This is a genomic window from Terrabacter sp. 2RAF25 (assembly GCF_052115265.1).
In the GTDB taxonomy this organism is placed as follows: Bacteria; Actinomycetota; Actinomycetes; order Actinomycetales; family Dermatophilaceae; genus Terrabacter.
Map to the genome: position 1 here is coordinate 348,305 of NZ_JBFRGJ010000004.1, position 21,293 is coordinate 369,597.

At 72.3% G+C, this 21,293-nt stretch carries 17 protein-coding genes; 2 read left to right on the forward strand and 15 right to left on the reverse strand.

The window, feature by feature from the left end; translation table 11 throughout:
- Positions 1-8 precede the first annotated feature (8 nt).
- From carB to AB4091_RS13485, 6 genes are all read right to left on the reverse strand, one after another.
- Positions 9-3,341, reverse strand: a complete 3,333-nt coding sequence (carB, locus tag AB4091_RS13460) for a carbamoyl-phosphate synthase large subunit (RefSeq protein ID WP_442292246.1) — start codon at positions 3,339-3,341, stop codon at positions 9-11.
- A gap of 1 nt (position 3,342) precedes the next feature.
- Positions 3,343-4,644 (reverse strand): glutamine-hydrolyzing carbamoyl-phosphate synthase small subunit, encoded by a 1,302-nt coding sequence (carA, locus tag AB4091_RS13465; RefSeq protein ID WP_442292310.1) that lies wholly within the window; start codon positions 4,642-4,644, stop codon positions 3,343-3,345.
- A gap of 20 nt (positions 4,645-4,664) precedes the next feature.
- A complete protein-coding gene (locus AB4091_RS13470) occupies positions 4,665-6,002 on the reverse strand; it encodes a dihydroorotase (RefSeq protein ID WP_442292247.1) in 1,338 nt (445 codons plus the stop codon).
- Positions 5,999-7,015, reverse strand: coding sequence for an aspartate carbamoyltransferase catalytic subunit (locus tag AB4091_RS13475; RefSeq protein WP_442292248.1), 1,017 nt, complete (start codon positions 7,013-7,015; stop codon positions 5,999-6,001). Before AB4091_RS13475 ends, AB4091_RS13470 begins: the two co-directional genes overlap by 4 nt.
- Positions 7,012-7,614, reverse strand: a complete 603-nt coding sequence (pyrR, locus tag AB4091_RS13480; protein ID WP_442292249.1) for a bifunctional pyr operon transcriptional regulator/uracil phosphoribosyltransferase PyrR — start codon at positions 7,612-7,614, stop codon at positions 7,012-7,014. Before pyrR ends, AB4091_RS13475 begins: the two co-directional genes overlap by 4 nt.
- A gap of 64 nt (positions 7,615-7,678) precedes the next feature.
- Positions 7,679-8,806, reverse strand: coding sequence for a TDT family transporter (locus tag AB4091_RS13485; protein WP_442292250.1), 1,128 nt, complete (start codon positions 8,804-8,806; stop codon positions 7,679-7,681).
- 92 nt (positions 8,807-8,898) lie between these two features.
- Between AB4091_RS13485 and AB4091_RS13490 the strand changes: the two genes are divergently transcribed.
- The gene (locus AB4091_RS13490) at positions 8,899-9,804 is read left to right on the forward strand and encodes a LysR family transcriptional regulator (protein ID WP_442292251.1); all 906 of its coding nucleotides are present in this window, start codon (positions 8,899-8,901) and stop codon (positions 9,802-9,804) included.
- Between the two features lie 38 nt (positions 9,805-9,842).
- On the opposite strand, the gene AB4091_RS13495 is transcribed toward AB4091_RS13490, so the two are convergent.
- The 3 genes from AB4091_RS13495 to efp all read right to left on the reverse strand — a co-directional run bounded on the left by AB4091_RS13495 (position 9,843) and on the right by efp (position 13,858).
- Entirely contained in the window at positions 9,843-12,668 is a 2,826-nt protein-coding gene (locus AB4091_RS13495; protein WP_442292252.1) for a fibronectin type III domain-containing protein, read from the reverse strand.
- Between the two features lie 196 nt (positions 12,669-12,864).
- Entirely contained in the window at positions 12,865-13,278 is a 414-nt protein-coding gene (gene nusB, locus AB4091_RS13500) for a transcription antitermination factor NusB (RefSeq protein ID WP_442292253.1), read from the reverse strand.
- 16 nt (positions 13,279-13,294) lie between these two features.
- Positions 13,295-13,858, reverse strand: a complete 564-nt coding sequence (gene efp / locus AB4091_RS13505) for an elongation factor P (RefSeq protein ID WP_442292254.1) — start codon at positions 13,856-13,858, stop codon at positions 13,295-13,297.
- Positions 13,859-14,063: 205 nt separating this feature from the next.
- Between efp and AB4091_RS13510 the strand changes: the two genes are divergently transcribed.
- A complete protein-coding gene (locus AB4091_RS13510; protein ID WP_442292255.1) occupies positions 14,064-16,142 on the forward strand; it encodes a HelD family protein in 2,079 nt (692 codons plus the stop codon).
- Positions 16,143-16,152: 10 nt separating this feature from the next.
- Here the strand turns inward: AB4091_RS13510 and AB4091_RS13515 are convergent, their stop codons facing one another.
- The 6 genes from AB4091_RS13515 to AB4091_RS13540 all read right to left on the reverse strand — a co-directional run bounded on the left by AB4091_RS13515 (position 16,153) and on the right by AB4091_RS13540 (position 21,287).
- Positions 16,153-17,040 (reverse strand): intradiol ring-cleavage dioxygenase, encoded by an 888-nt coding sequence (locus tag AB4091_RS13515; RefSeq protein WP_442292256.1) that lies wholly within the window; start codon positions 17,038-17,040, stop codon positions 16,153-16,155.
- A gap of 111 nt (positions 17,041-17,151) precedes the next feature.
- Positions 17,152-17,589: a type II 3-dehydroquinate dehydratase gene (gene aroQ / locus AB4091_RS13520; RefSeq protein ID WP_442292257.1), complete on the reverse strand. Its 438-nt coding sequence runs from the start codon at positions 17,587-17,589 to the stop codon at positions 17,152-17,154.
- Between the two features lie 10 nt (positions 17,590-17,599).
- Positions 17,600-18,727 carry a 3-dehydroquinate synthase gene (aroB, locus tag AB4091_RS13525; RefSeq protein WP_442292258.1) on the reverse strand — a complete coding sequence of 376 codons (1,128 nt, stop codon included), beginning with the start codon at positions 18,725-18,727 and terminating at the stop codon, positions 17,600-17,602.
- On the reverse strand, positions 18,724-19,287 hold the full coding sequence (locus tag AB4091_RS13530) for a shikimate kinase (protein ID WP_442292259.1): 564 nt from the start codon (positions 19,285-19,287) through the stop codon (positions 18,724-18,726). Before AB4091_RS13530 ends, aroB begins: the two co-directional genes overlap by 4 nt.
- The gene (gene aroC / locus AB4091_RS13535; RefSeq protein WP_442292260.1) at positions 19,281-20,501 is read right to left on the reverse strand and encodes a chorismate synthase; all 1,221 of its coding nucleotides are present in this window, start codon (positions 20,499-20,501) and stop codon (positions 19,281-19,283) included. Before aroC ends, AB4091_RS13530 begins: the two co-directional genes overlap by 7 nt.
- Positions 20,502-20,585: 84 nt before the next feature.
- On the reverse strand, positions 20,586-21,287 hold the full coding sequence (locus AB4091_RS13540; RefSeq protein WP_442292261.1) for a prepilin peptidase: 702 nt from the start codon (positions 21,285-21,287) through the stop codon (positions 20,586-20,588).
- Between the last annotated feature and the right edge of the window lie 6 nt (positions 21,288-21,293).

Below are 21,293 nucleotides of genomic sequence, written 5' to 3' on the forward strand. Positions count from 1 at the left end.
GGGGCCGGTCACGCGGTCGCCCCCGTCCCGACGAGTGCCTCGCGTCGTCCGTAGAGGTCGAGGTCACGGGCGTGGTCCTGCAGGGACTTGACCCGGATCTCCTCGGTCAGGCCGGCCTCGATGCCGAGCACGGCCGCAGCCAGGGTGGCGATCGTGGTGATGATCGGCTTGTCGGCGCTCGTGGTCGCGGCACGGATCGCGTAGCCGTCGGCGCGGGCGTCCTGCCCCGAGGGCGTGTTGACGACCATCTGCACGGTGCCGTCGAGGATGAGGTCGACGATCGACTTCTCCGCCGGGGCGTCGTGGTCACGCTCGGTGATCTTGCGGACCACCGTCGCCTCGATGCCGTTGCGCTTCAGCACCGCCGCGGTTCCGCGCGTGGCGAGGATGGTGAAGCCGAGGTCGACGAGCCGCTTCACCGGGAAGAGCATGGCCCGCTTGTCGCGGTTGGCCACCGACACGAAGATCGCGCCCGATCGGGGCAGGGCGGAGCCGCCGCCCTGCTGCGCCTTGGAGAAGGCCGAGCCGAAGTCGACGTCGATGCCCATGACCTCGCCGGTCGACCGCATCTCCGGGCCGAGGAGCGAGTCGACCGCGACGCCCTCCTTGGTGCGGAAGCGCTTGAACGGCAGGACGGCCTCCTTGCAGGACACGGGCGCGTGGTCGGGCATCCGTCCACCGTCACCGGTGGGGGGCAGCATCCCCTCCTCGCGCAGCTCCTTCACGGTCGCGCCGAGCATCACCCGGGCCGCCGCGCTCGCGAGCGGCACCCCGGTCGCCTTCGCGACGAATGGCACCGTGCGCGAGGCACGCGGGTTGGCTTCGATGACGTAGAGGATGTCCTGGGCCAGGGCGAACTGGACGTTCATCAGGCCGCGTACGCCGATGCCCTCGGCGAGCTTGCGCGTCGCGACTCGCACCCGCTCGAGCTCACCGTCGCCCAGGGTCGCCGGCGGCAGCGTGCAGGAGCTGTCGCCCGAGTGGATGCCGGCCTCCTCGACGTGCTCCATGATGCCGCCGAGGTACATGTCGTCGCCGTCGAAGAGCGCGTCGACGTCGATCTCGATCGCGTCGTCGAGGAACCGGTCGATGAGGATCGGGTGGTCCGGGCTCGCCTCGGTGGCCTTCTCGACGTAGGTGACGAGCGAGTCGTCGTCGTAGACGATGACCATGCCGCGGCCACCGAGCACGTAGGAGGGGCGCACGAGCACCGGGTAGCCGATCTCACGGGCGACCACGAGGGCCTCGTCGGAGCTGTACGCGGTGCCGTGCTTGGGGGCGATCAGGCCCGCCCTGGCGAGCACCTGCCCGAAGGCGCCGCGGTCCTCCGCGAGGTGGATGGCGGCCGGCGAGGTGCCGACGATGGGCACGCCCTCGTCCTCGAGCGCCTGCGCGAGGCCGAGGGGCGTCTGGCCGCCGAGCTGCACGATGACTCCCGCGATGGGACCCGCCTGGCTCTCGGCGTGGATGACCTCGAGCACGTCCTCGAGTGTCAGCGGCTCGAAGTAGAGCCGGCTGCTCGTGTCGTAGTCGGTGGAGACCGTCTCGGGGTTGCAGTTGACCATCACTGTGTCGAATCCCTTGTCGCGCAAGGAGAAAGACGCGTGCACGCAGGAGTAGTCGAACTCGACTCCCTGCCCGATGCGGTTGGGGCCCGACCCGAGGATGATGACCGCAGGCCGTTCGCGCGGCGCCACCTCGGTCTCCTCGTCGTACGAGCTGTAGTGGTAGGGGGTCGTCGCCGCGAACTCGGCCGCGCACGTGTCGACGGTCTTGTACACCGGGCGCACCCCGAGGGCGTGGCGGACACCGCGCACGACCGCCTGCGGCATACGCCGTACGCTCGCAATCTGGGCGTCGCTGAAGCCGTGCCGCTTCACGAGGCGCAACAGCTCTGGTGTCAGCTGGTCGGCGTCGGCCAGCATCGCCGCGACGTCGTTGATGAGCGCGATCTGGTCGAGGAACCACGGGTCGATCCCGGTGGCCTCGTGGACCTCCTCGACGGAGCAGCCGCCGCGAAGTGCCTGCTGCACCAGCACGATCCGGCCGTCGGTGGGCACCTTGGCCTCCTCGAGCGCGCGCTCGGCCGCGACCTTCGTGAGCTCGCCGTCCCAGTGGAAGCTCGCGCCCTTCTTCTCGAGCGAGCGCAGCGCCTTCTGGAGCGCCTCGGTGAAGTTGCGACCGATCGCCATCGCCTCACCGACCGACTTCATCGTCGTCGTCAGGGTCGGGTCGGCAGCCGGGAACTTCTCGAACGCGAACCGCGGCACCTTGACGACGACGTAGTCGAGCGACGGCTCGAAGCTCGCCGGCGTCTCGCGGGTGATGTCGTTGGGCACCTCGTCGAGGGTGTAGCCGATGGCCATCTTCGCCGCGATCTTGGCGATCGGGAAGCCGGTCGCCTTGGAGGCGAGGGCGCTCGAGCGCGAGACGCGGGGGTTCATCTCGATGACGATGATGCGGCCGTCGACCGGGTTGACGGCGAACTGGATGTTGCAGCCGCCGGTGTCGACGCCGACCTCGCGGATGACGGCGATGCCGATGTCGCGCAGCCGCTGGTACTCACGGTCGGTCAGCGTCAGGGCTGGTGCCACGGTGATCGAGTCGCCGGTGTGCACGCCCATCGGGTCGAGGTTCTCGATCGAGCACACGACCACGACGTTGTCGGCGTGGTCGCGCATCACCTCGAGCTCGTACTCCTTCCAACCGAGGATCGACTCCTCGAGGAGCACCTCGGTCGTCGGGGAGTACTGCAGACCCTGACCGCCGATGCGGCGGAGGTCGGCCTCGTCGTAGGCGAAGCCCGACCCGAGCCCACCCATCGTGAACGACGGGCGCACGACGACGGGGTACTTGAGGTCCTCGGCGCCGGCGAGCAGCTCGTCCATCGTGTGGCAGATGATCGACCGGGCCGACTCCGCGCCACAGCGCTCCACGACCCCCTTGAACTTCTCGCGGTCCTCACCGAGCTCGATGGCGTCGACGTTGGCGCCGATCAGCGGGCAGCCGTACTTCTCGAGGACTCCGCCGTAGTGCAGGGAGATGGCGCAGTTCAGGGCCGTCTGGCCACCGAGCGTCGCGAGCACGGCGTCGGGACGCTCCTTGGCGATGATCGCCTCGACGACCTCCGGGGTGATCGGCTCGACGTAGGTGGCGTCGGCGAACTCGGGGTCGGTCATGATCGTCGCCGGGTTGCTGTTGACGAGGATGACGCGGATGCCCTCCTCGCGCAGCACCCGGCAGGCCTGGGTGCCGGAGTAGTCGAACTCGCAGGCCTGGCCGATCACGATCGGCCCCGACCCGATGACCAGGACGCTCTTGATGTCATTGCGCTTGGGCATGTCAGTTGCTCCCGCCCTGCTCGTGGCTCGCTTCGCTCGCGTGTTCGGCGCTCTCGTGCGTCACGCCTTCCCTCCTCGGCTCGCTCGCTGCGCTCGCCTCGCTCGTCAGTCCAGGCGCGACGCGCGCCGAACCTGCTTGATGAGTGGTGTGTCGATTGGTCATGAGCTCCACGAAGCGGTCGAAGAGGTAGGCGGCGTCGTGGGGGCCGGCCGCGGCCTCCGGGTGGTACTGCACCGAGTAGGCAGGCAGGTCAAGGCATTCCAGCCCCTCGACGACGTCGTCGTTGAGGCACACGTGGGAGACGCGGACGCGGCCGTATGCCGTGTCGCTCTCCTTGTCGAGGGGGGCGTCCACCGCGAAGCCGTGGTTGTGCGCGGTGACCTCGACCTTGCCCGTCGTGCGGTCCATGACCGGCTGGTTGATGCCGCGGTGGCCGTACTTCAGCTTGTAGGTGCCGAACCCGAGCGCCCGGCCGAGCAGCTGGTTGCCGAAGCAGATGCCGAAGAACGGCAGCCCGCGGTCGAGCACCTCCCGCAGCAGCGCCACCTCGTGCTCGGCGCTGGCGGGGTCGCCCGGGCCGTTCGAGAAGAAGACGCCGTCCGGCCCCGAGTCCCCCACCGCGAGGACGTCGTCGATCGTCGCGGTCGCAGGCAGCACGTGCACCTCGATGCCGCGCTGGGCCATGAGCTGCGGCGTCATCGCCTTGATGCCGAGGTCGACGGCCGCGACCGTGAAGCGCCTCTCGCCGACGGCTGGGACGGCATACGGCTCGGCGGTGGTGACCTCGGCCGCCAGAGCGGCTCCGGACATCTGCGGGCTCGTGCGAACGGACTCGAGCAGCTCGTCCCCTGGCCGGTCTGCAGCCTCGCCGCTGAAGATGCCGACCCGCATGGCACCGCGCTCGCGCAGGTGGCGGGTCAGCGCGCGGGTGTCGATGTCGCAGATCCCGACGACTCCCTGGTCGACGAGCTCGTCCTCGAGGTCGCGGGTGGAGCGCCAGTTCGACGCCCGGATGGCAGGGTCACGCACGACGTAGCCGGCGACCCAGATGCGGGTGCTCTCGTCGTCCTCGGTGTTGACGCCGGTGTTGCCGACGTGCGGCGACGTCATGACGATGACCTGGCGGTGGTAGCTCGGGTCGGTGAGGGTCTCCTGGTAGCCGGTCATGCCGGTGGAGAAGACCGCCTCGCCGACGGTCTCGCCGAGGGCGCCGTAGGACGCGCCCCGGAAGGTGCGACCGTCCTCGAGGACGAGGGTCGCCCCCACTCGCGCACGCCGGGGCCGGCTGTCGCGGCTCGGCACGGTCAGGGGTGTCTGGGTGGTCACAGGTCAGCTCCCGTGGTCGTTGCGTTCGTCAGTTCTCGTCGGGTGCCCGCTGCGTTGCGGGTGGCGTGGGTCAGGCGCCCCGCGAAGACCGTCGCTTCGACGGCCCCGCGCAGCGTGCGCCCGTGCCACGGGTTGTTGCGCGAGCGGCTGCGGCTCGCGGCGGCGTCGACCGTCACCTCGCGGTCGGGGTCGACGAGGGTGATGTGGGCGGGGCTGCCGACGGCGAGTTCCCCTCCCTGGTGGGCGAGCCCACCGATTCGGGCCGGAGCCGTCGACATGACGCGGGCCACGTCGGCCCAGTCGAGCAACCCGCCGTGCACCATGACGTCGCTGACGACGGAGAGCGCCGTCTCGAGGCCCAGCATGCCGAACGCGGCGTCGACGAACGCGTGCTCCTTGTCGTGCCGGGCGTGCGGCGCGTGGTCGGTGGCGACCGCGTCGATCGTGCCGTCGGCCAGGGCCGCCCGGAGCGCCTCGACGTCCTCGGCGGGGCGCAGGGGCGGGTTCACCTTGTAGACCGGGTCGTAGCCGAGCAGCAGGTCGGTGGTGAGGGCCAGGTGGTGGGGCGTCACCTCGGCCGTGACGTCGATGCCCTGCGCCTTGGCCCAGCGGATCACCTCGACGGTGCCGGCCGTCGAGACGTGCGCGACGTGGACACGCGAGCCGGTGTGACGGGCCAGCATGACGTCGCGGGCGACGACCGACTCCTCGGCGATGCCGGGCCAGCCGGGCAGCCCGAGCCGGCCGGAGACCTCACCCTCGTGGCAGCACGCCTCGCCGTCGGCGAGGCGTGGGTCCTGCGCGTGCTGGCTGATGACACCCCCGAACGGCTTGATGTACTCGAGCGCACGTCGGATGATCCGCGCGTCGTGGACGCAGTGGCCGTCATCGCTGAAGACGCGGACCTTCGCGCGTGACCGAGCCATCAGGCCGAGCTCGGCCAGTTCGGCGCCCTCGAGGCCCTTCGTCACGGCGCCGACCGGCACCACCTCGGTGAGCCCGCAGGCGCGACCGAGGTCGAGCACGCGTTCGGCCGCTTCGGCGGTGTCGGTGACCGGGCTCGTGTTGGCCATGGCGAAGATCGCCGTGAACCCGCCCGCCGCAGCGGCCGCCGAGCCGGTGGCGATGGTCTCGGCGTCCTCGCGACCGGGTTCGCGCAGGTGCACGTGCAGGTCGACGAGACCGGGTAGTGCGACGAGGCCGTCGGCGTCGAGGATCTCGGCGTCGGACGGGACCGACACGGAGCCGACCTCGGTGATGACGCCGTCCTCGACCAGAAGGTCTGCGGCGTCGGCACCCAGCAGGCGCGCGCCGCGGATCACCAGGCGGGTCATCGGGCGGCTCCTTCGGTGGCAGGTGCGGTCACAGGTCGGGCGGTGGGTGCCGGCGCGGGTGTGTCGTCGCCGGCGAGAAGGTGGTAGAGCACGGCCATCCGGACCGCGACGCCGGCCGAGACCTGGTCGAGCACGACGGACTGCGGCGCGTCGGCCGCCTCGGGCGCGATCTCGAGCCCGCGGTTCATCGGTCCGGGGTGGAGCACGAGCACGTCGTCGTTGCGGGCGACGAGGCGGTCGAGGCGGTCACGCGTGAGGCCGTAGCCGACGGTGTACTCGCGCGGCGTCGGGAAGAAGCCGCCGCTCATCCGCTCGCGCTGGACCCGGAGCATCATGACGGCGTCGACCGGGCCGTGCTCGCTCTCACCGTCGAGCACCGCGTCGAGGTCCCAGCTCGTCGCGAAGCCGTCGGCCGCGCTCCAGGCCGCGATGCCGCTCGGCATGAGCGTCGGCGGCGCGACGACCGTGACCTTGGCACCGAGCGTCTTCAGCGTGATGACGTTGCTGCGGAAGACGCGTGAGTGGGTGAGGTCGCCGACGATGACGACGTGCTTGCCGTCGAGGTCACCCAACCGCGTACGCAGGGTGTACGCGTCGAGCAGCGCCTGCGTGGGGTGCTCGTGGGTGCCGTCGCCCGCGTTGATGACGCTGCAGCGCACCCACTGGGCCACCTGCTGGCAGGCGCCCGAGGCGTTGTGCCGGATGACGAGGGCGTCGACGGCCATCGCGTCGACCGTCATCGCGGTGTCGCGCAGGCTCTCGCCCTTGCTCGTCGACGAGCCCTTGGCCGAGAGGTTGATGGTGTCGGCCGACATCCACTTGCCCGCGATCTCGAACGAGCTGCGGGTGCGCGTCGAGTCCTCGAAGAAGAAGTTGATGACGGTGCGTCCGCGGAGCGTCGGCACCTTCTTGACCTCGCGACGCTGCAGGTCGTGCATCGACGCGGCGGTCTCGAGGATGTCCTCGACCTCCGGCCGGGTGAGGTCGGCCGAGGAGATGAGGTGCTTGGTCACCGGGCCTCCCCTCCGCTGATGCGCACGACGTCGAGCCCGTCCACCTCGGCGACCCGGACGTGCACCCGCTCCTCGCGCGACGTGGGGAGGTTCTTGCCGACGTGATCGGCGCGGATCGGCAGCTCACGGTGCCCGCGGTCGACGAGCACCGCGAGGCGCACGGCGCGGGGCCGTCCGAGCTCGGACAGCGCGTCGAGGGCGGCACGGATGGTGCGGCCGGAGTACAGCACGTCGTCGACGAGGACGACGACCTTGTCGTCGATGCCGCCGTCGGGGATGCGCGACCGGTGCGCGGTGCGCACCGGGTTGCGGCGCAGGTCGTCGCGGTGGAGCGTGATGTCGAGCTCACCGACGGGCACCGGGCGGCCCTCGACCTGCTCGATGCCGGCCGCGAGGCGACGGGCGAGCGGGACGCCGCGCGACGGGATGCCGAGGAGCACCAGGCCCTCGCTGCCCTTGTTGCGCTCGAGGATCTCGTGTCCGATGCGCCGCAGCGCCCGGGAGACGTCCCCTTCGGTCATCACGTCGCGAGCGTCGTCGGGGATGCTCGAGCGGTCGGTCGATGACTTTGCAGATGCACTCAGGTCAGGGCAGGCCATCGCCGCTGGACCTCCTTCCCCGCCTCACAGGACGGTGGTTAAAGGATGTCTTCGGGCAGCGAGTCTAGCCTGCCGCGGCACCGGTCCCGACACCGCGCCACTCCGTGAGAACGGAGGCAACGGCACGCGCCGTCGCTGCGGCGCACAGCGTCCACGTGCCGCAGAGCGCGACGAGCACGACGCCGCCCGCGACGACGACGGACGCGTGCCCGCTCGCGCCCCCGAGGTGGTGCAGCCCGAGCGACACGGTGCCGACCGGGAAGGTCAGGGCCCACCAGCCGGGGCCGAACGGCATCCGGCGGGCGAAGCCTCGGGTCGTCACGACGACGGCCCACGCCGCAGCTGGTACGCCGCAGGCGAGGACGACGAGGCCGTACCCGACGGCCAGCGCGCGAACGTGCGACGCGGCCGCGGGCGTGAGCCACGGCGCTGCCGCAGTCGCGAGCGACTGGGCCGCCGCGAGCGACTGTCCGACGATGCCGAGCGGGATCCACGCCGAGGCCGAGGCCGCGACCGGCACCGCGGCGACGCGCCAGTGGTGGTGGTAGCCGACCGCGAAGACGACGAGCCCGAGCCCGAGCGCCACGGGGAAGCACGCGGTCGACGCCGCGAGCAACGCGACGGCGGCGCCCGGGTGGCCGGGCAGCTGTGGCACGAGCGCGGCACCGGCCGTCGCGGAGACCATCGGCGGCACGACCGGCAGGCCCCACAGGAACGACGGCTCGCCCGCGACGCCCCGGACGAGCCCGGCCGTGAACCCGAGGGCCGTGACGAGCCCGAGCGCGGTGCCCAGCGACCACAGCACGAGCGCCAAGACGACGGAGCCGCGCCCGGGCAGGACCGCGAGCGTCGCCGACCCGACGGACAGGACGCCCATGGCCACGGTCCCCCACATCGCCCGATCGGACGAGGTCGCCACCGAGGCGCGCAGCCGCTCGGGACGGTTGACGGCCCGAGCTGCGAAGCCGCCGCCGAGACCGAGCAGGAGCAGCCAGGCCACGACGAGCAGCGACACAGCCGCCACGCGGAGAGCACCGGCACTGCTGTACGTCGCGAGCAGCGTCGAGAGGATGCCGGTACCCATGACCGACGGGAACCACACCGGGCCCACCGGGGGCAACGGTGCAGAGCCGACGCGCGGGTCGGGGGTCGTGGCTCCTCGGGTGGGGCGCGCGAGCAGAGGTGTCGTCACGGCTCCACCCTCGTGGAGGGCCGGCGTCGCTCGGAAGCGCCGTCGGCGCGTGTGGCCACAACGCTGACGTTGTGGCTGCGTACGCTGGTGGCGTGCACTCCGACCTGAGCCACGTGCCCGAGAACGGCCGGCTGCTCGCCCTGCTCGCCGTGGCGCGCTGCGGCAGCATCTCCGCCGCGGCCGACGAGCTCGGCGTCAGCCAGCAGGCGATGAGCACGCGGGTCCGCGCGGCCGAGCGGACGCTCGGCGTGGCCGTGTTCACCCGCACCTCGCGTGGTGTCGAGCTCACGGCCGCAGGGCAGCTCGTCGTCACGTGGGCCGGCGACGTCGTCGACTCGGCCCGTGCACTCGAGCACGGTGTCACCGGTCTGCGCAGCGCCGGCGAGAGCGTCCTACGGGTCGCCGCGAGCAACACCGTGTCCGAGTGCCTCCTGCCCGGCTGGGCCAGCGCGCTGCGCGCCGCCACGACCGGAGTGCGCGTCCAGGTGCTCCCGGGAAACTCCGAGCAGGTCGTCGCGGCGGTGACGGCCGGCGAAGCCGACCTCGGGTTCGTCGAGGGGCCGACCGTGCCGCGTGGCCTGGCCCGGCGCACCGTCGCCTCCGACGCGCTCGTCGTCGTCGTGCCGCGCGACCACCCGTGGGCGAGGCGCCGGCGAGGCATCACCGTCGCCGAGCTCGCCGCGACGCCGCTCGTCGTCCGGGAGGCGGGCTCCGGCACCCGGCGCACCTGGGAGCGTGCCGTGCCCAGCCACGCAGCGCCGGCGCTCGAGCTGTCCTCCACCGGGGCGGTCCGCGACGCGGTGGTCACCACCGGCACCCCGGCAGTGCTGTCGGCGCTCGCGGTGCGCGGCGACCTGCGCTCCGGACGGCTCGTCGCCGTCCCCGTCGTCGACCTGACGATGCCGCGCTCGATCCGGGCCGTGTGGAACCCGAGCCAGCGACCGAGCGAGGCGGCCACCGAGCTGCTCGCCATCGCCGCCGCCACCCGCGGGGCCTGAACGCTGGTCCCGACCCGAGGCGTCGACGGGCAGTGGCGTCAGCTGGTCCGGAGGGCCACGAGGGTGGCCATCCACTGGCCGCCACCGCTGCCGCTCGCGGCGTACGGCCCCGACGTCGAGGCGACACGGTAGGCCGTCGCGAGGTGGTCGGTGGACAGGCTGAGCCTGGGCAACGCCGTCCAGCCGGTCGCCCAGGCCGGCGCCGTCCCGCTCGACTCAAGGCCGGCCACCCCGAAGAGCACGTCGTTCGGCGCGGTCGTCGTGGCACTCCCCGAGCTGAAGGTCGCACCGGTGCCCGTCGCGAAGGCGCTGCCGTCGACGCTCGTCACCCCGGCCAGCTCGTCAACGGCCAGATGCGTCTCCGCGGCCGAGCCGTACGTCACCGTCACCGTCGCCCCGGCGGGCATCGCTCGCACCCCGACCGCCACCGCCGTCACGACCCGGTCCCCCGCGGAGCCGTCGTTGCCGTCGCGCCCCACGACGTACGCGTTGCCCACCGTGTCCTTGACGGACACGGCAGCGGTCAGGCTCGTCGTCGACAGCAGCACCGACACCACCACCGTGTGTCCGGCCTGGACCCCCGCCGGGCCGACCGTCACCGTGCTCGTCGTGCGGGCCGTCGAGGCCGTCAGCGAGCCGATCCGCCCCACGTAGCCGGCAGCCACCGGCGCCTGCGGCGTCGCCGACACCTCGGTGGACGGCGCCGACGTGCCGACTCCGTTGACCGCCGCGACACGGTAGAAGTAGGTCGTCCCGTTGACCAGACCCGTGTCGGTGAAGCTCGTCGCGGCCACGTTCGCCGCCACCGGCGTCGCGGCCTCACCTCCCGCGCTCGTCCCCCGGTACACGGCGTAGCCCGTCACCGCGGACCCGCCGTCGGACGCCGGCGCCGACCACGCCAGGCCCACTGTCGTGTTGCCGCCTGAAGCGACCAGCCCGGTCGGGGCCGTGGGCAGCGTGGCCTGCGGCCTCGCCGAGGCCTCGATCGAGGGGGTGGACGTACCGACTGCGTTGACGGCTGCGACCCGGTAGAAGTACGTCGTCCCGTTGACCAGACCCGTGTCGGTGAAGCTCGTCCCGGCCACGTTGGCCGCGATCGGCGTCGCCGCCTCAGCGCCTGCGCTCGTGCCCCGGTACACGGAGTAGCCGGTGACCGCGGACCCGCCGTCCGACGCCGGCCTCGACCACGTCAGGGCGACCGTCGTGTTGCTGCCGACCGCGGCCAGGGACTGCGGCGCCGAGGGCACGGTCGCGGCCGCCTGCGGCGTCGCCGACGCCTCGCCCGAGAGCGCCGACGCGCCGACCGCGTTCACCGCGGCCACCCGGTAGAAGTACGTCGTCCCGTCGACCAGCCCGGAGTCGGTGAAGGTCGTGATTGCGACGTTGGACGCGATCGGGGCGCTGCCCTCCGCGCCGGCGCTGGTGCCCCGGTACACGTTGTAGCCCGTGATGCCGGAGCCACCGTCGGAGGTCGGCATCTGCCACGACAGGGCCACCGTGCGGTCGCCCGCGGAGGCGATGAGCCCACCCGGCGCGGACGGCGCCGTGGCGCGCGGGGTCGCCGAGGCCTCGTTCGACTGTGGCGAGGTCCCCACGGCGTTGGTGGCGGCGACCTTGTAGTAGTAGGCCGTTCCGTTGACCTCGCCGGTGTCGGTGAACCGCGTGCCGGTGACGTTCGTCGCGATCGGCGTCGGGCTCTCTCCGCCCGGCGTCGACCCGCGGTACACGGCGTACCCCGTCAGGGCGGATCCGCCGTTGGACGCGGGCGCCGTCCAGGCCAGGGCCACGGACGCGTTGCCGGCCGTCGCGCTCAGCCCGGTCGGTGCGCCCGGTGCCGTCGGCTGGGTGGTCTGCGGGGTCGCGGACGCCTCGTTCGAGCGGGCCGACACGCCGACGGCGTTCACGGCGGAGACGGTGTAGTAGTACGTCGTCCCGTTGACGCGCCCGGCGTCGGTGAAGGTGGTCGTCGAGACGTTGGTGGCGACCGGGCTCGTCCCCTCGCCGCCTGGGGTCGTGCCGCGGTACACGTTGTAGCCGGTGACGGCCGAGCCGCCGTCGCTCGCGGGTGCCCGCCACGAGAGGTTCACCGACGCGTCACCGGCCACTGCGGCCAGGCTCTGCGGGGCCGACGGCGTGTTCGAGGCGGCCACGCCGATCTGGGCCCAGGGGTGCGACTCGTCGATGCGGCCCGACACGAAGGTGCCGTTGACGCAGTGCCCGCTGTCGACGCCGGCCCCGTTGAGCACCTGGCCGGAATCGAGGTAGCTCGTCGTCGTCGTGCCGACGGTGACCCGGACGTCCGGGACGGCGCCGGAGTTGACGCAGGAGGCGGTGTTGCCGCCGTTGTAGGAGTTCGGGGAGAAGTCGGAGCCGTCGAAGTTCGTCGAGTTCTGGGCGCCGGTCTCGGTGAGCACCAGCGTGCCGCCGGCCTTGACGGTCATCGACGCACCCCAGAGGTTGTACGTCTTGGACCCGATGGCCACGACCACGTGCACGCCGGTGACGTCGACGCTGCCCGGGTTGTCCAGGCGCAGGGCGGCCGCGTCCCAGCACGTCGTGCTCGTCGGGTAGCTGGGGCACGGCGAGCCGACGTAGCTCGTCGGGTCGGTGTAGGGCCAGGGCTTGGGCTGCTTGGAACTCGACGCCGCCGAGTGGGTGTCCATGTATCCCACGAAGACGTTGAGCGGTGTCGCGGCCAGCGCCGGCACGAGACCCGCGAGCGCCCACTGCAGTGCGAGGGCCGCGGCGGCGAGCACCGCCCCCAGTCCGCCCCGAAGACGCCAGCGGCGCCCGCAGGGAGCATCGGTCGGACGGCCGAGACGTGCAGTCCCGGTGGAGCGACGGTAGAAGCGCGCGAGCCGCATCGCGATCACCTTCTGCGAGATCCCCAAGCACCTGCTCGGAGGATCCCACCGATGCCGTAGCTGAAGCCTCGTGCAGATGCAGTAGGCGCGGTGCCGGTCAGTCTGCGAGACCGAGCATCCCGACGATCCGCGCATACGGCGAAGGGCACCCACCGGGTTGGTGGGTGTCCCTCGTGCAGGCGGTGACGGCGACGCGTCAGACGATCGTCGCCTTGACCTCGGCGAGACGGGCGAGAAGCCCGTTGACGAAGGCCGGCGACTCGTCGGTCGACAGCTCGGTCGCGAGCGCCACGGCCTCGGAGATCGCGACGGCATCGGGGATCTCGTCGTTCCACAGCACCTCCCACGCGCCCAGCCGCAGGATCGCGCGGTCGACGGCGGGCATGCGTTCGAGGGTCCAGCCCTGGCTGTAGTCCGTCAGGGCGCCGTTGATGTCGTTCCAGCGGCCCACCACACCTCGCACGAGGTCGGCGGTGTAGGGGTTGTTGGCCGCCCGCGACTCACGGTCGCCCAGGCGCTCGTCGAGGAGCGTCTCGGCGTTCATCCCGCGCTGGTCCGCCTCGAAGAGGATGTCGAGGGCCCGGGTGCGGGCCTTGCTGCGTGCTGCCAAGGGAGTTCGCGTCCGCTCAGTCGTTGACGCGGCCGAGGTACGACCCGTCGCGGGTGTCGACCTTGACCTTGGTGCCGCTCTCGAGGAAGAGGGGCACGTTGATCTGGGCGCCGGTCTCGAGCGTGGCGGGCTTGGTGCCGCCCGTCGAGCGGTCGCCCTGCAGGCCCGGCTCGGTGTGCGTGATCTCGAGGACGACCGACGCGGGCAGCTCGACGTAGAGCGGCAGGCCCTCGTTGGTGGCGACGATGGCGTTCTGGTTCTCGAGGAGGTAGTTCGCGGAGTCACCGACGACCGTCTCGGACACGTGCAGCTGGTCGTAGGTGTCGACGTCCATGAAGACGAAGTCGGTGCCGTCCTTGTAGAGGTACTGCATCGTGCGCTTGTCGACGTTGCTCGTCTCGACCTTGGTGCCGGCGTTGAACGTCTTGTCGACGACCTTGCCGGAGAGAACGGCCTTGAGCTTGGTGCGCACGAAGGCCGGGCCCTTGCCGGGCTTGACGTGCTGGAACTCGACGACGGACCAGAGCTGTCCCTCGATGTTGAGCACCATGCCGTTCTTCAGGTCGTTGGTCGTAGCCATCGTTGTGTGTCCACCTTCGTATGCCGGCCGGCTCGGCGCGCGCCGATGGCACACCGCAGCCCCGGGCGTTCTTGACTTGGGGAGTTGCCGCACGAGTCTAGCGGCGCGCCCGCCCGATCGCGGAATCGTCACGGCCGTCCCGTCGCGCCCGGGTGTAGGCTCGCTCGTCCCCCTCGAACCCCAGCCCACGAAAGGCGGCTTCGTCATGCCCCCGTCCCCGAGCGTCGAGCCGAGCACGGAGACCACGGAGACAACGGAGGCGCTGACCGGTGAGCTCGCGAGGGAGCAGGCCTACCTCGACGCTGCGAGGGCCCAGCTGACCCGGATGCGCGAGCTGGCCGAGTCGCTCGATGCCTCGAAGGCGAGCGACGCCATCTCCGGCGAGGTGCTGGGCCGGGTGCTGGCACGACGCATCGCCTCGCTGCAGGACGACCCGCGGACCGCCCTCTTCTTCGGCCGCATCGACGTGGACCCGCCGGGTGGCCCTGCCGAGCAGTTCCACATCGGTCGCCGACACGTCTCCGACGAGGCCGGCGACCCGGTCGTCGTCGACTGGCGCGCCCCGATCTCGACCGCCTTCTACCGCGCGTCGCCGCTGGAGCCCATGGACGTCGTGCTCCGGCGCCGGTTCGGCGTCGACCGCGGGCGCCTCACCGCGCTCGAGGACGAGCAGCTGCGCGAGCCGGCGCCGACCGACGGGGCCGCCGGCTCGATCCTCGCGGCCGAGATCGAGCGGCCCCGCACGGGTCCGATGCGCGACATCGTGTCGACGATCCAGCCCGAGCAGGACGAGATCGTCCGCAGCGACGTCGCCGTCAGCGTCTGCGTGCAGGGCGCCCCCGGCACCGGCAAGACGGCGGTGGGACTGCACCGCGCCGCGTGGCTGCTCTACTCGTTCCGCGAGCGTCTCGACCGGTCCGGCGTCCTCGTCGTCGGCCCCAACCGGGCCTTCCTGGACCACATCGGCGCCGTGCTTCCCTCTCTCGGCGAGGTGCGGGTGGGCCACGCGACCATCGAGACGCTGCTCGGCCACGGCCGGGTGCGCGCCGACGAGCCGGCCGACGTCGCGACCCTCAAGGGCGACGCCCGCCTCGCGGCGGTGCTGCACCGGGCGGTCTGGTCGCAGGTGGCCCGGCCGACCGAGGCGCTCGTGGTGCCGCGCGGCGTGCGCAAGTGGCGCGTGCCGGCATACGAGGTGCAGGAGATCCTCGACGAGCTGGCCGCGCGGGGCGTTCGCTACTCGGCCGCACGCGAGCTGCTCCCCCAGCGGCTCGCGCACCACGTCCTGCTCGAGATGGAGCGGTCCGGCGAGGCCCCCGACGACCGCGTGCAGGACGCTGTCGCCAAGTCGCCCGCCGTCAGGAAGTACGTCGCGACGACCTGGCCCGCGCTCGACCCGCAGGGCTTGCTGCATCGGCTCCTCTCCGACGCACAGGCGCTGCGCGCCGCCGCTCACGACGAGCTCACCGCCGAGGAGCAGGCGATGCTGCTCTGGGACAAGCCCGCCCGCACCAAGGGTGCCGCGCGATGGTCACGGGCCGACATGGCCCTGCTCGACGAGGTCGACGACGTGCTGCGCCGCGTGCCCAGCCTGGGGCACGTCGTGCTCGACGAGGCGCAGGACCTCTCGCCGATGCAGCTGCGGGCCGTCGGCCGACGCGCGTCGACCGGGTCGGTCACCGTGCTCGGCGACATCGCGCAGGGCACGACGCCGTGGGCGACCGGGTCGTGGGAGGAGGCCATGCGCCACCTCGGCAAGGACACGCACGACCTCGTGGTGCTCGACCGCGGCTTCCGCGTCCCGGCCGTCGTCATCGAGTACGCCGCCCGCCTGCTGCCGCACATGGCGCCCGGGCTCGGGGCCCCGGTGTCGGTGCGCGAGAACCCGGGCCGCCTCGAGCTGAGGCCGACCGCCGCGGACGAGCTCTACTCCGAGGTGGTGCGCGCCGTCGAGGCGGCAGCCGAGGCGCCGGGGTCGGTCGGGGTCATCGTCGCCGACGCCTCCGTCGACGCCGTGTCCTCGGCCCTCGCCGCAGCGTCCGTGCCACACGGGCGCCTCGACGTCGACCACGGCGACGACGAGGACCGGCAGGTCGAGGTCGTGCCCGCAAGCGTCGCCAAGGGTCTCGAGTTCGACCGGACCGTCGTCGTCGAGCCCCGTGCGATCGCGGCGGCGGAGCCCGACGAGCGCACCGGGCTGCGCCGGCTCTACGTCGTGCTGACCCGCGCCGTCTCCGGGCTGACGATCGTGCACGCCGAGCCGCTGCCCGCCGAGCTGACCTGAGTGGGCCGGGTCAGACCCCGATCGTGAGCGCTGCGATGTAGCCGACCGAGGTGCTCCCCGACATGGTCGCCAGCTGGTGCACTCCCCCGTCGTCGCCGAAGACGTTGTCGCGCGCGAGGCTCACCTGCGACAGGTTGCCGACGCTCGCCTCGTAGCCGCTCGTCGCGTACACCGCCTCGCAGGCCGTCTGGGGCAGCGCGATCTGCGAGGTCTTGACGATCGGCCCGCTCGAGGTGGCGTCCGCGACCTTCTCGTAGACCTCGAAGTGCACGTGCGGCCAGCGACCCGCGTAGCAGCCGGGGTAGACGGAGGTGAAGGTCGCGGTGCCGGAGTCGTCGGTGGCCTGCACGCCGCGCAGGTAGTTCTCCGCCTCCGCCCCCTGGCTGTACATCGAGTAGAGCCCGTCGCGGTCGCAGTGCCACACGTAGACGGCAGCGCCGACGAGGGCCGAACTGGTCGCGAGGTCCTTCACCGTGAGCCTGATGGTGAGGGGCACGCCCTCGGCCGTCGTGGTCGACGATCCGATGCTGCTTCGGATGTCCTGGCGCACGATGCCCGAGTCGTCGAGCACGTCCTGGCCGTTGGAGCCGTCACCCGGGAAGGGACCTGCCGTCTCGTCCGGCACCTCGACGAGGTTCGCCTGAGCGGTGCCGCCCGTGGCGGCTGCCGAGGAGGTCGCTGACGTCGCCGATCCGGAGGCCGCGGATGCCGATGGCGTCGTCGGCGTGGACGTGCTGCAGGCGGCGAGCGCGCCCGCGACGCCGAGTCCGCCGAACAGGGTCAGCGCCCGACGGCGGTCCACGAGGGTCCGCAGGTCGTACACGAGGCCGCGGTCGTGGTCCTCGATCTCGTTGCCGTCGTCGTCGAGCCAGTGCGGACCGGGCGTCGTGGGGGTCATCGGCGTGCCTTCCGTCGCGGGGCCGGACGAGCCCCTCCTCGAGCCAGTGTGTGCCGCGCGCCAAGGGCCGTGCGGTGCGAGGACTGTGCGTCCGCTGTGCGACGCCCCAGGTCAGACGAGGGCGCGCAGGGCGAGCAGGTACGACTGCAGGCCGAAGCCGGCGATGGTCCCGGTGGCGACCCCGGCCACGACCGACGTGTGCCTGAACTGCTCGCGCGTTGCCGGGTTGGACAGGTGCACCTCGACCAGGCTGCGCCCGCTCGTGGTCACGATCGCGCAGGCGTCGCGGACGGCATACGAGTAGTGCGTGAAGGCCCCGGGGTTGAGCACGACGTCGGCGCCGGCGTCGACGGCCTCGTGCAGCCAGTCGACGAGCTCGCCCTCGTGGTTCGTCTGGCGACAGTCGGCGACGAGCCCCAGGTCTCGGGCCTCGCGCTGGACGGCGGCGTGGACGTCGTCGAGCGTGTCGGACCCGTAGACCTCGGGCTCACGCGTGCCGAGACGGTTGAGGTTGGGGCCCGACAGGACGAAGACCGTGGGTGCCGTCATGGCGGCGAGTCTAGTGAGCGGGAGCTTGCCCGGCCCGCGACACGAGGCCGTATGCCGCCTGGAGCAGCACGTCGTCGGGGCCGACGAGACGGGTGGGCCGGGCCGGCCCGTCGAGCACGACGAACCGCAGCGTCGAACCCCGCGACTTCTTGTCGCGGCGCATCGCCGTGAGCAGCTCGTCCCAGCGCCCCGCGGCATACGTCGTGGGCAGCCCGAGCGACCCGAGCACCGACCGGTGTCGTGCGACGAGCGCGTCGCCCTCGGGTCCGGTGAGGTGGCCCGCGAGGCGCGCGAGCTCGGCGACGTAGACGAGGCCGACGCTGACCGCCTCGCCGTGCCGCCAGGTGTACTGCTCGACCTGCTCGATCGCGTGGCCGAAGGTGTGGCCGTAGTTGAGGATCTCGCGCAGCGAGCTCTCCTTGAGGTCGGCCGCGACGACGTCGGCCTTGACCCGGATCGCCCGCTCGATGAGCTCGCGCAGGTGGGGGTTAGCGGCGCTGCGGGCAACGTCGGGGTCGGCGGCCACGGCCGACTCGACGAGCTCGAGGATGACGGGGTCGGCGATGAAGCCGCACTTGACGACCTCGGCGAGACCGGCGACGAGGTCGGCCTCGGGCAGCGTCTCGAGCACGTCGAGGTCGCAGAGCACCCCGGCAGGTGGGTGGAAGGCCCCCACGAGGTTCTTGCCCTCGGCGGTGTTGATGCCGGTCTTGCCCCCGACGGCGGCGTCGACCATGCCGAGCAGCGTCGTGGGCACCTGCACCACGCGGACGCCGCGCAGCCAGGAGGCCGCGACGAAGCCGGCGAGGTCGGTGACCGTGCCGCCACCCACTCCGACGACGGCGTCGCTGCGGGTGAAGCCGGCTCGCCCGAGCTGTCCCCAGAGGTCGGCGACCACCGCAGCGGTCTTGGCGGCCTCGGCGTCCGGCACCTCGGCCACGTGGACGGTGAGACCCCGTGCCTCCAGGGCCGCGGTGACCCGCTGCGTCAGGTCAGGGAGCGTCGGCGGGTGCACGACGAGCACGCGTGCGACATCCGGGCCGAGCAGGTCGGCCACCCGGTCGAGCACGCCCGCGCCGATGACGACGTCGTAGTCGCTGCCGACGGCGATGGTCGTCGGCGTCACCTGAGCGGTCACGCGTTGGCCGCCTCGAGCGAGGCCACGATGGTGTCGACGACCTCGTCGGGCGTGCGACCTGCGGTGTCGACGCGCAGGGTCGAGACCCGCTCGTAGGTCGGCCGCCGGGTGTTCATCATGGCCACCCACGAGGCCCGCGGGTTGACCGACAGGAGCGGGCGTGAGCGGTCGAAGCCGATGCGCTTGCTCGCATCGGCGATGGCGACGTCGAGGAAGACGACGACGTGGTCGGCGAGGGCCGCCTCGGTGCGCGGGTCCATCACCGCTCCCCCGCCGACCGAGACGACACCGGGCTCCTCGGCGAGCGACCGTGCGACCTCGGCACGTTCGAGGTCGCGGAACACGGCCTCGCCGTCGTCGACGAAGATGTCGGAGATGGAGCGGCCCTGGGCCGCCTCGATGGCGGAGTCGACGTCGTGGAACGCGACGCCGAGCCGGGCCGCCAGGGCCTGGCCGACGGTCGTCTTGCCGGCCCCGGGCGGGCCGACCACGACGGCGACCGGGCGCGGCTTCGGGAGCGTCGTCGGGGGCGTCGTCGGGGGCTTCAGGTCGTTCACCACGTGCGCAGCCCTGCCCGGATGCCGGCGAGGTACGCCGTGTGGTTGCGTGCGGTCTCGGTGACCGAGTCGCCGCCGAACTTCTCGACGCAGGACTGCGCGAGCACGAGGGCGACCATGGCTTCGGCCACGACGCCGGCGGCCGGCACCGCGCACACGTCGGAGCGTTGGTGGATGGCGGTCGCGGCCTCGCCGGTGGCGACGTCGACCGTCGACAGCGCGCGTGGGACGGTGCTGATCGGCTTCATGGCAGCGCGGACCCGCAGCACCTGACCGGTGGACATGCCGCCCTCGGTGCCACCCGCACGACCCGTGCGCCGGGAGATCACCCCGTCGACGATCTCCATCTCGTCGTGCGCCTCGGACCCCCGACGCCGAGCGGTCTCGAAGCCGTCGCCGACCTCGACGCCCTTGATCGCCTGGATGCTCATCAGGGCCTGGGCGAGCTGGCCGTCGAGCTTGCGGTCCCAGTGCACGTGGGAGCCCAGACCCGGCGGGAGGCCATAGGCGAGGACCTCGACGACACCACCGAGGGTGTCGCCGTCCTTCTTGGCGGCATCGACCTCGGCGACCATCGCGGCAGACCCCGTGGGGTCGAACGCGCGGACGGGGTCGGCGTCGAGGCGCTCGACGTCGTCGGGGGTGGGCAGCGCGGCGTCGACGGGCACCGAGGCCGTGCCGATGGACACGGTGTGCGACACGAGACGGATGCCGTAGGACTGTTCGAGGAATCGGGCGGCGACCTCTCCCAGCGCGACCCGAGCAGCGGTCTCGCGGGCCGAGGCGCGCTCGAGGATGGGCCGGGCGTCGTCGTGGCCGTACTTCTGCATGCCGACGAGGTCGGCGTGGCCGGGCCGCGGGCGGGTGAGCGGCCGGTTGCGAGCGATCTCCTTCTCGGCGTTGACGTCGTCGGACGCCGCATACGCCTCGTCGGTCACGGCCTCGGGGCTCATGACGGTCGTCCACTTCGGCCACTCGCTGTTACCGATGCGGACCGCGATCGGAGAACCGAGCGTGACGCCGTGACGCAGGCCGCCGAGGAACTCCACCTCGTCCTGCTCGAACTTCATCCGGGCGCCGCGACCGTAGCCGAGCCGACGCCTCGACAGGGCAGCCTGGAGATCCTTGGCGCCGACCTCGACCCCCGCAGGGAGGCCCTCGATCATGGCGACGAGTGCGGGCCCGTGCGACTCACCGGCCGTCAACCAACGCAACATTCCTCGATCCTCCCACGCGGGGCGGGAGGGGTTGCGAGCCGCCCGCTCCGCGGGACCACCCGGCCGACGGGCGGCCGTGGAGGGTCAGACGAAGGGTCGCACCTGCACGACCAGGGCGACAACCAGGCCCACCAGCATCCACGGCCCGAACGCGATGTCGTCCTTGCGGGTGCCACGCCGCAGCACCAGCCTCACGACGCCGTAGAGCCCCGCGAGGAGGAAGGCGGCGTACGACGCCACCAGCGTGGTCGACACGCTGACGTAGCCGCTCGCCAGACCCACGAGCCCGGCGAGAGTGACGTCGCCGAAGCCGAAACCGCTGCCGAGCAGGGCGGCCACGAGGGCCAGGACGAAGTAGACGGCCCAGAGCACCACACCGGCGACGGCCGCCCGGCGCAGGGCGTCCCAGTCGCCCGAGGCGAGTGACGCCAGTGCCAGCTGGGCGACGAGCATCGGGTATGCCGGACGGGTCAGCCCCCGCGGCAGGCGGTGGACGTCGGCGTCGATCCACGCGAGCGCGACGGCGACGAAGGAGAACCCGAGGTATGCGGGAGCCAGGGCCCACTCGGAGAGCGCACCGAAGCGCCACGCGACCAGCGCCCACAGCAGCGCGAGCGCGACCGGGATCGCCACGGACGGGAGCCGAGGGGGGCGGCCGAGCTCGTCGTCGAGGCGGTAGCCGCCGGTCGCGAGTCGCCGGCGCAGCACCTCGCCGACGAGACCACCGGCGACCGCGAGCGCGAGGACGAACCACGGCGGCGCACCGGGAGCGTCCACCCACGTCATCGGGAA

Bases quoted from the DNA above. Each gene is read 5' to 3' on its own strand.
- AB4091_RS13515 (WP_442292256.1), bottom strand. From the start codon at position 17,040: ATGACCCCCACGACGCCCGGTCCGCACTGGCTCGACGACGACGGCAAC.
- carB (WP_442292246.1), bottom strand. From the start codon at position 3,341: ATGCCCAAGCGCAATGACATCAAGAGCGTCCTGGTCATCGGGTCGGGG.
- aroC (WP_442292260.1), bottom strand. From the start codon at position 20,501: ATGTTGCGTTGGTTGACGGCCGGTGAGTCGCACGGGCCCGCACTCGTC.
- AB4091_RS13510 (WP_442292255.1), top strand. From the start codon at position 14,064: ATGCCCCCGTCCCCGAGCGTCGAGCCGAGCACGGAGACCACGGAGACA.
- aroQ (WP_442292257.1), bottom strand. From the start codon at position 17,589: ATGACGGCACCCACGGTCTTCGTCCTGTCGGGCCCCAACCTCAACCGT.
- efp (WP_442292254.1), bottom strand. From the start codon at position 13,858: ATGGCTACGACCAACGACCTGAAGAACGGCATGGTGCTCAACATCGAG.
- AB4091_RS13540 (WP_442292261.1), bottom strand. From the start codon at position 21,287: ATGACGTGGGTGGACGCTCCCGGTGCGCCGCCGTGGTTCGTCCTCGCG.
- AB4091_RS13470 (WP_442292247.1), bottom strand. From the start codon at position 6,002: ATGACCCGCCTGGTGATCCGCGGCGCGCGCCTGCTGGGTGCCGACGCC.
- AB4091_RS13495 (WP_442292252.1), bottom strand. From the start codon at position 12,668: ATGCGGCTCGCGCGCTTCTACCGTCGCTCCACCGGGACTGCACGTCTC.
- pyrR (WP_442292249.1), bottom strand. From the start codon at position 7,614: ATGGCCTGCCCTGACCTGAGTGCATCTGCAAAGTCATCGACCGACCGC.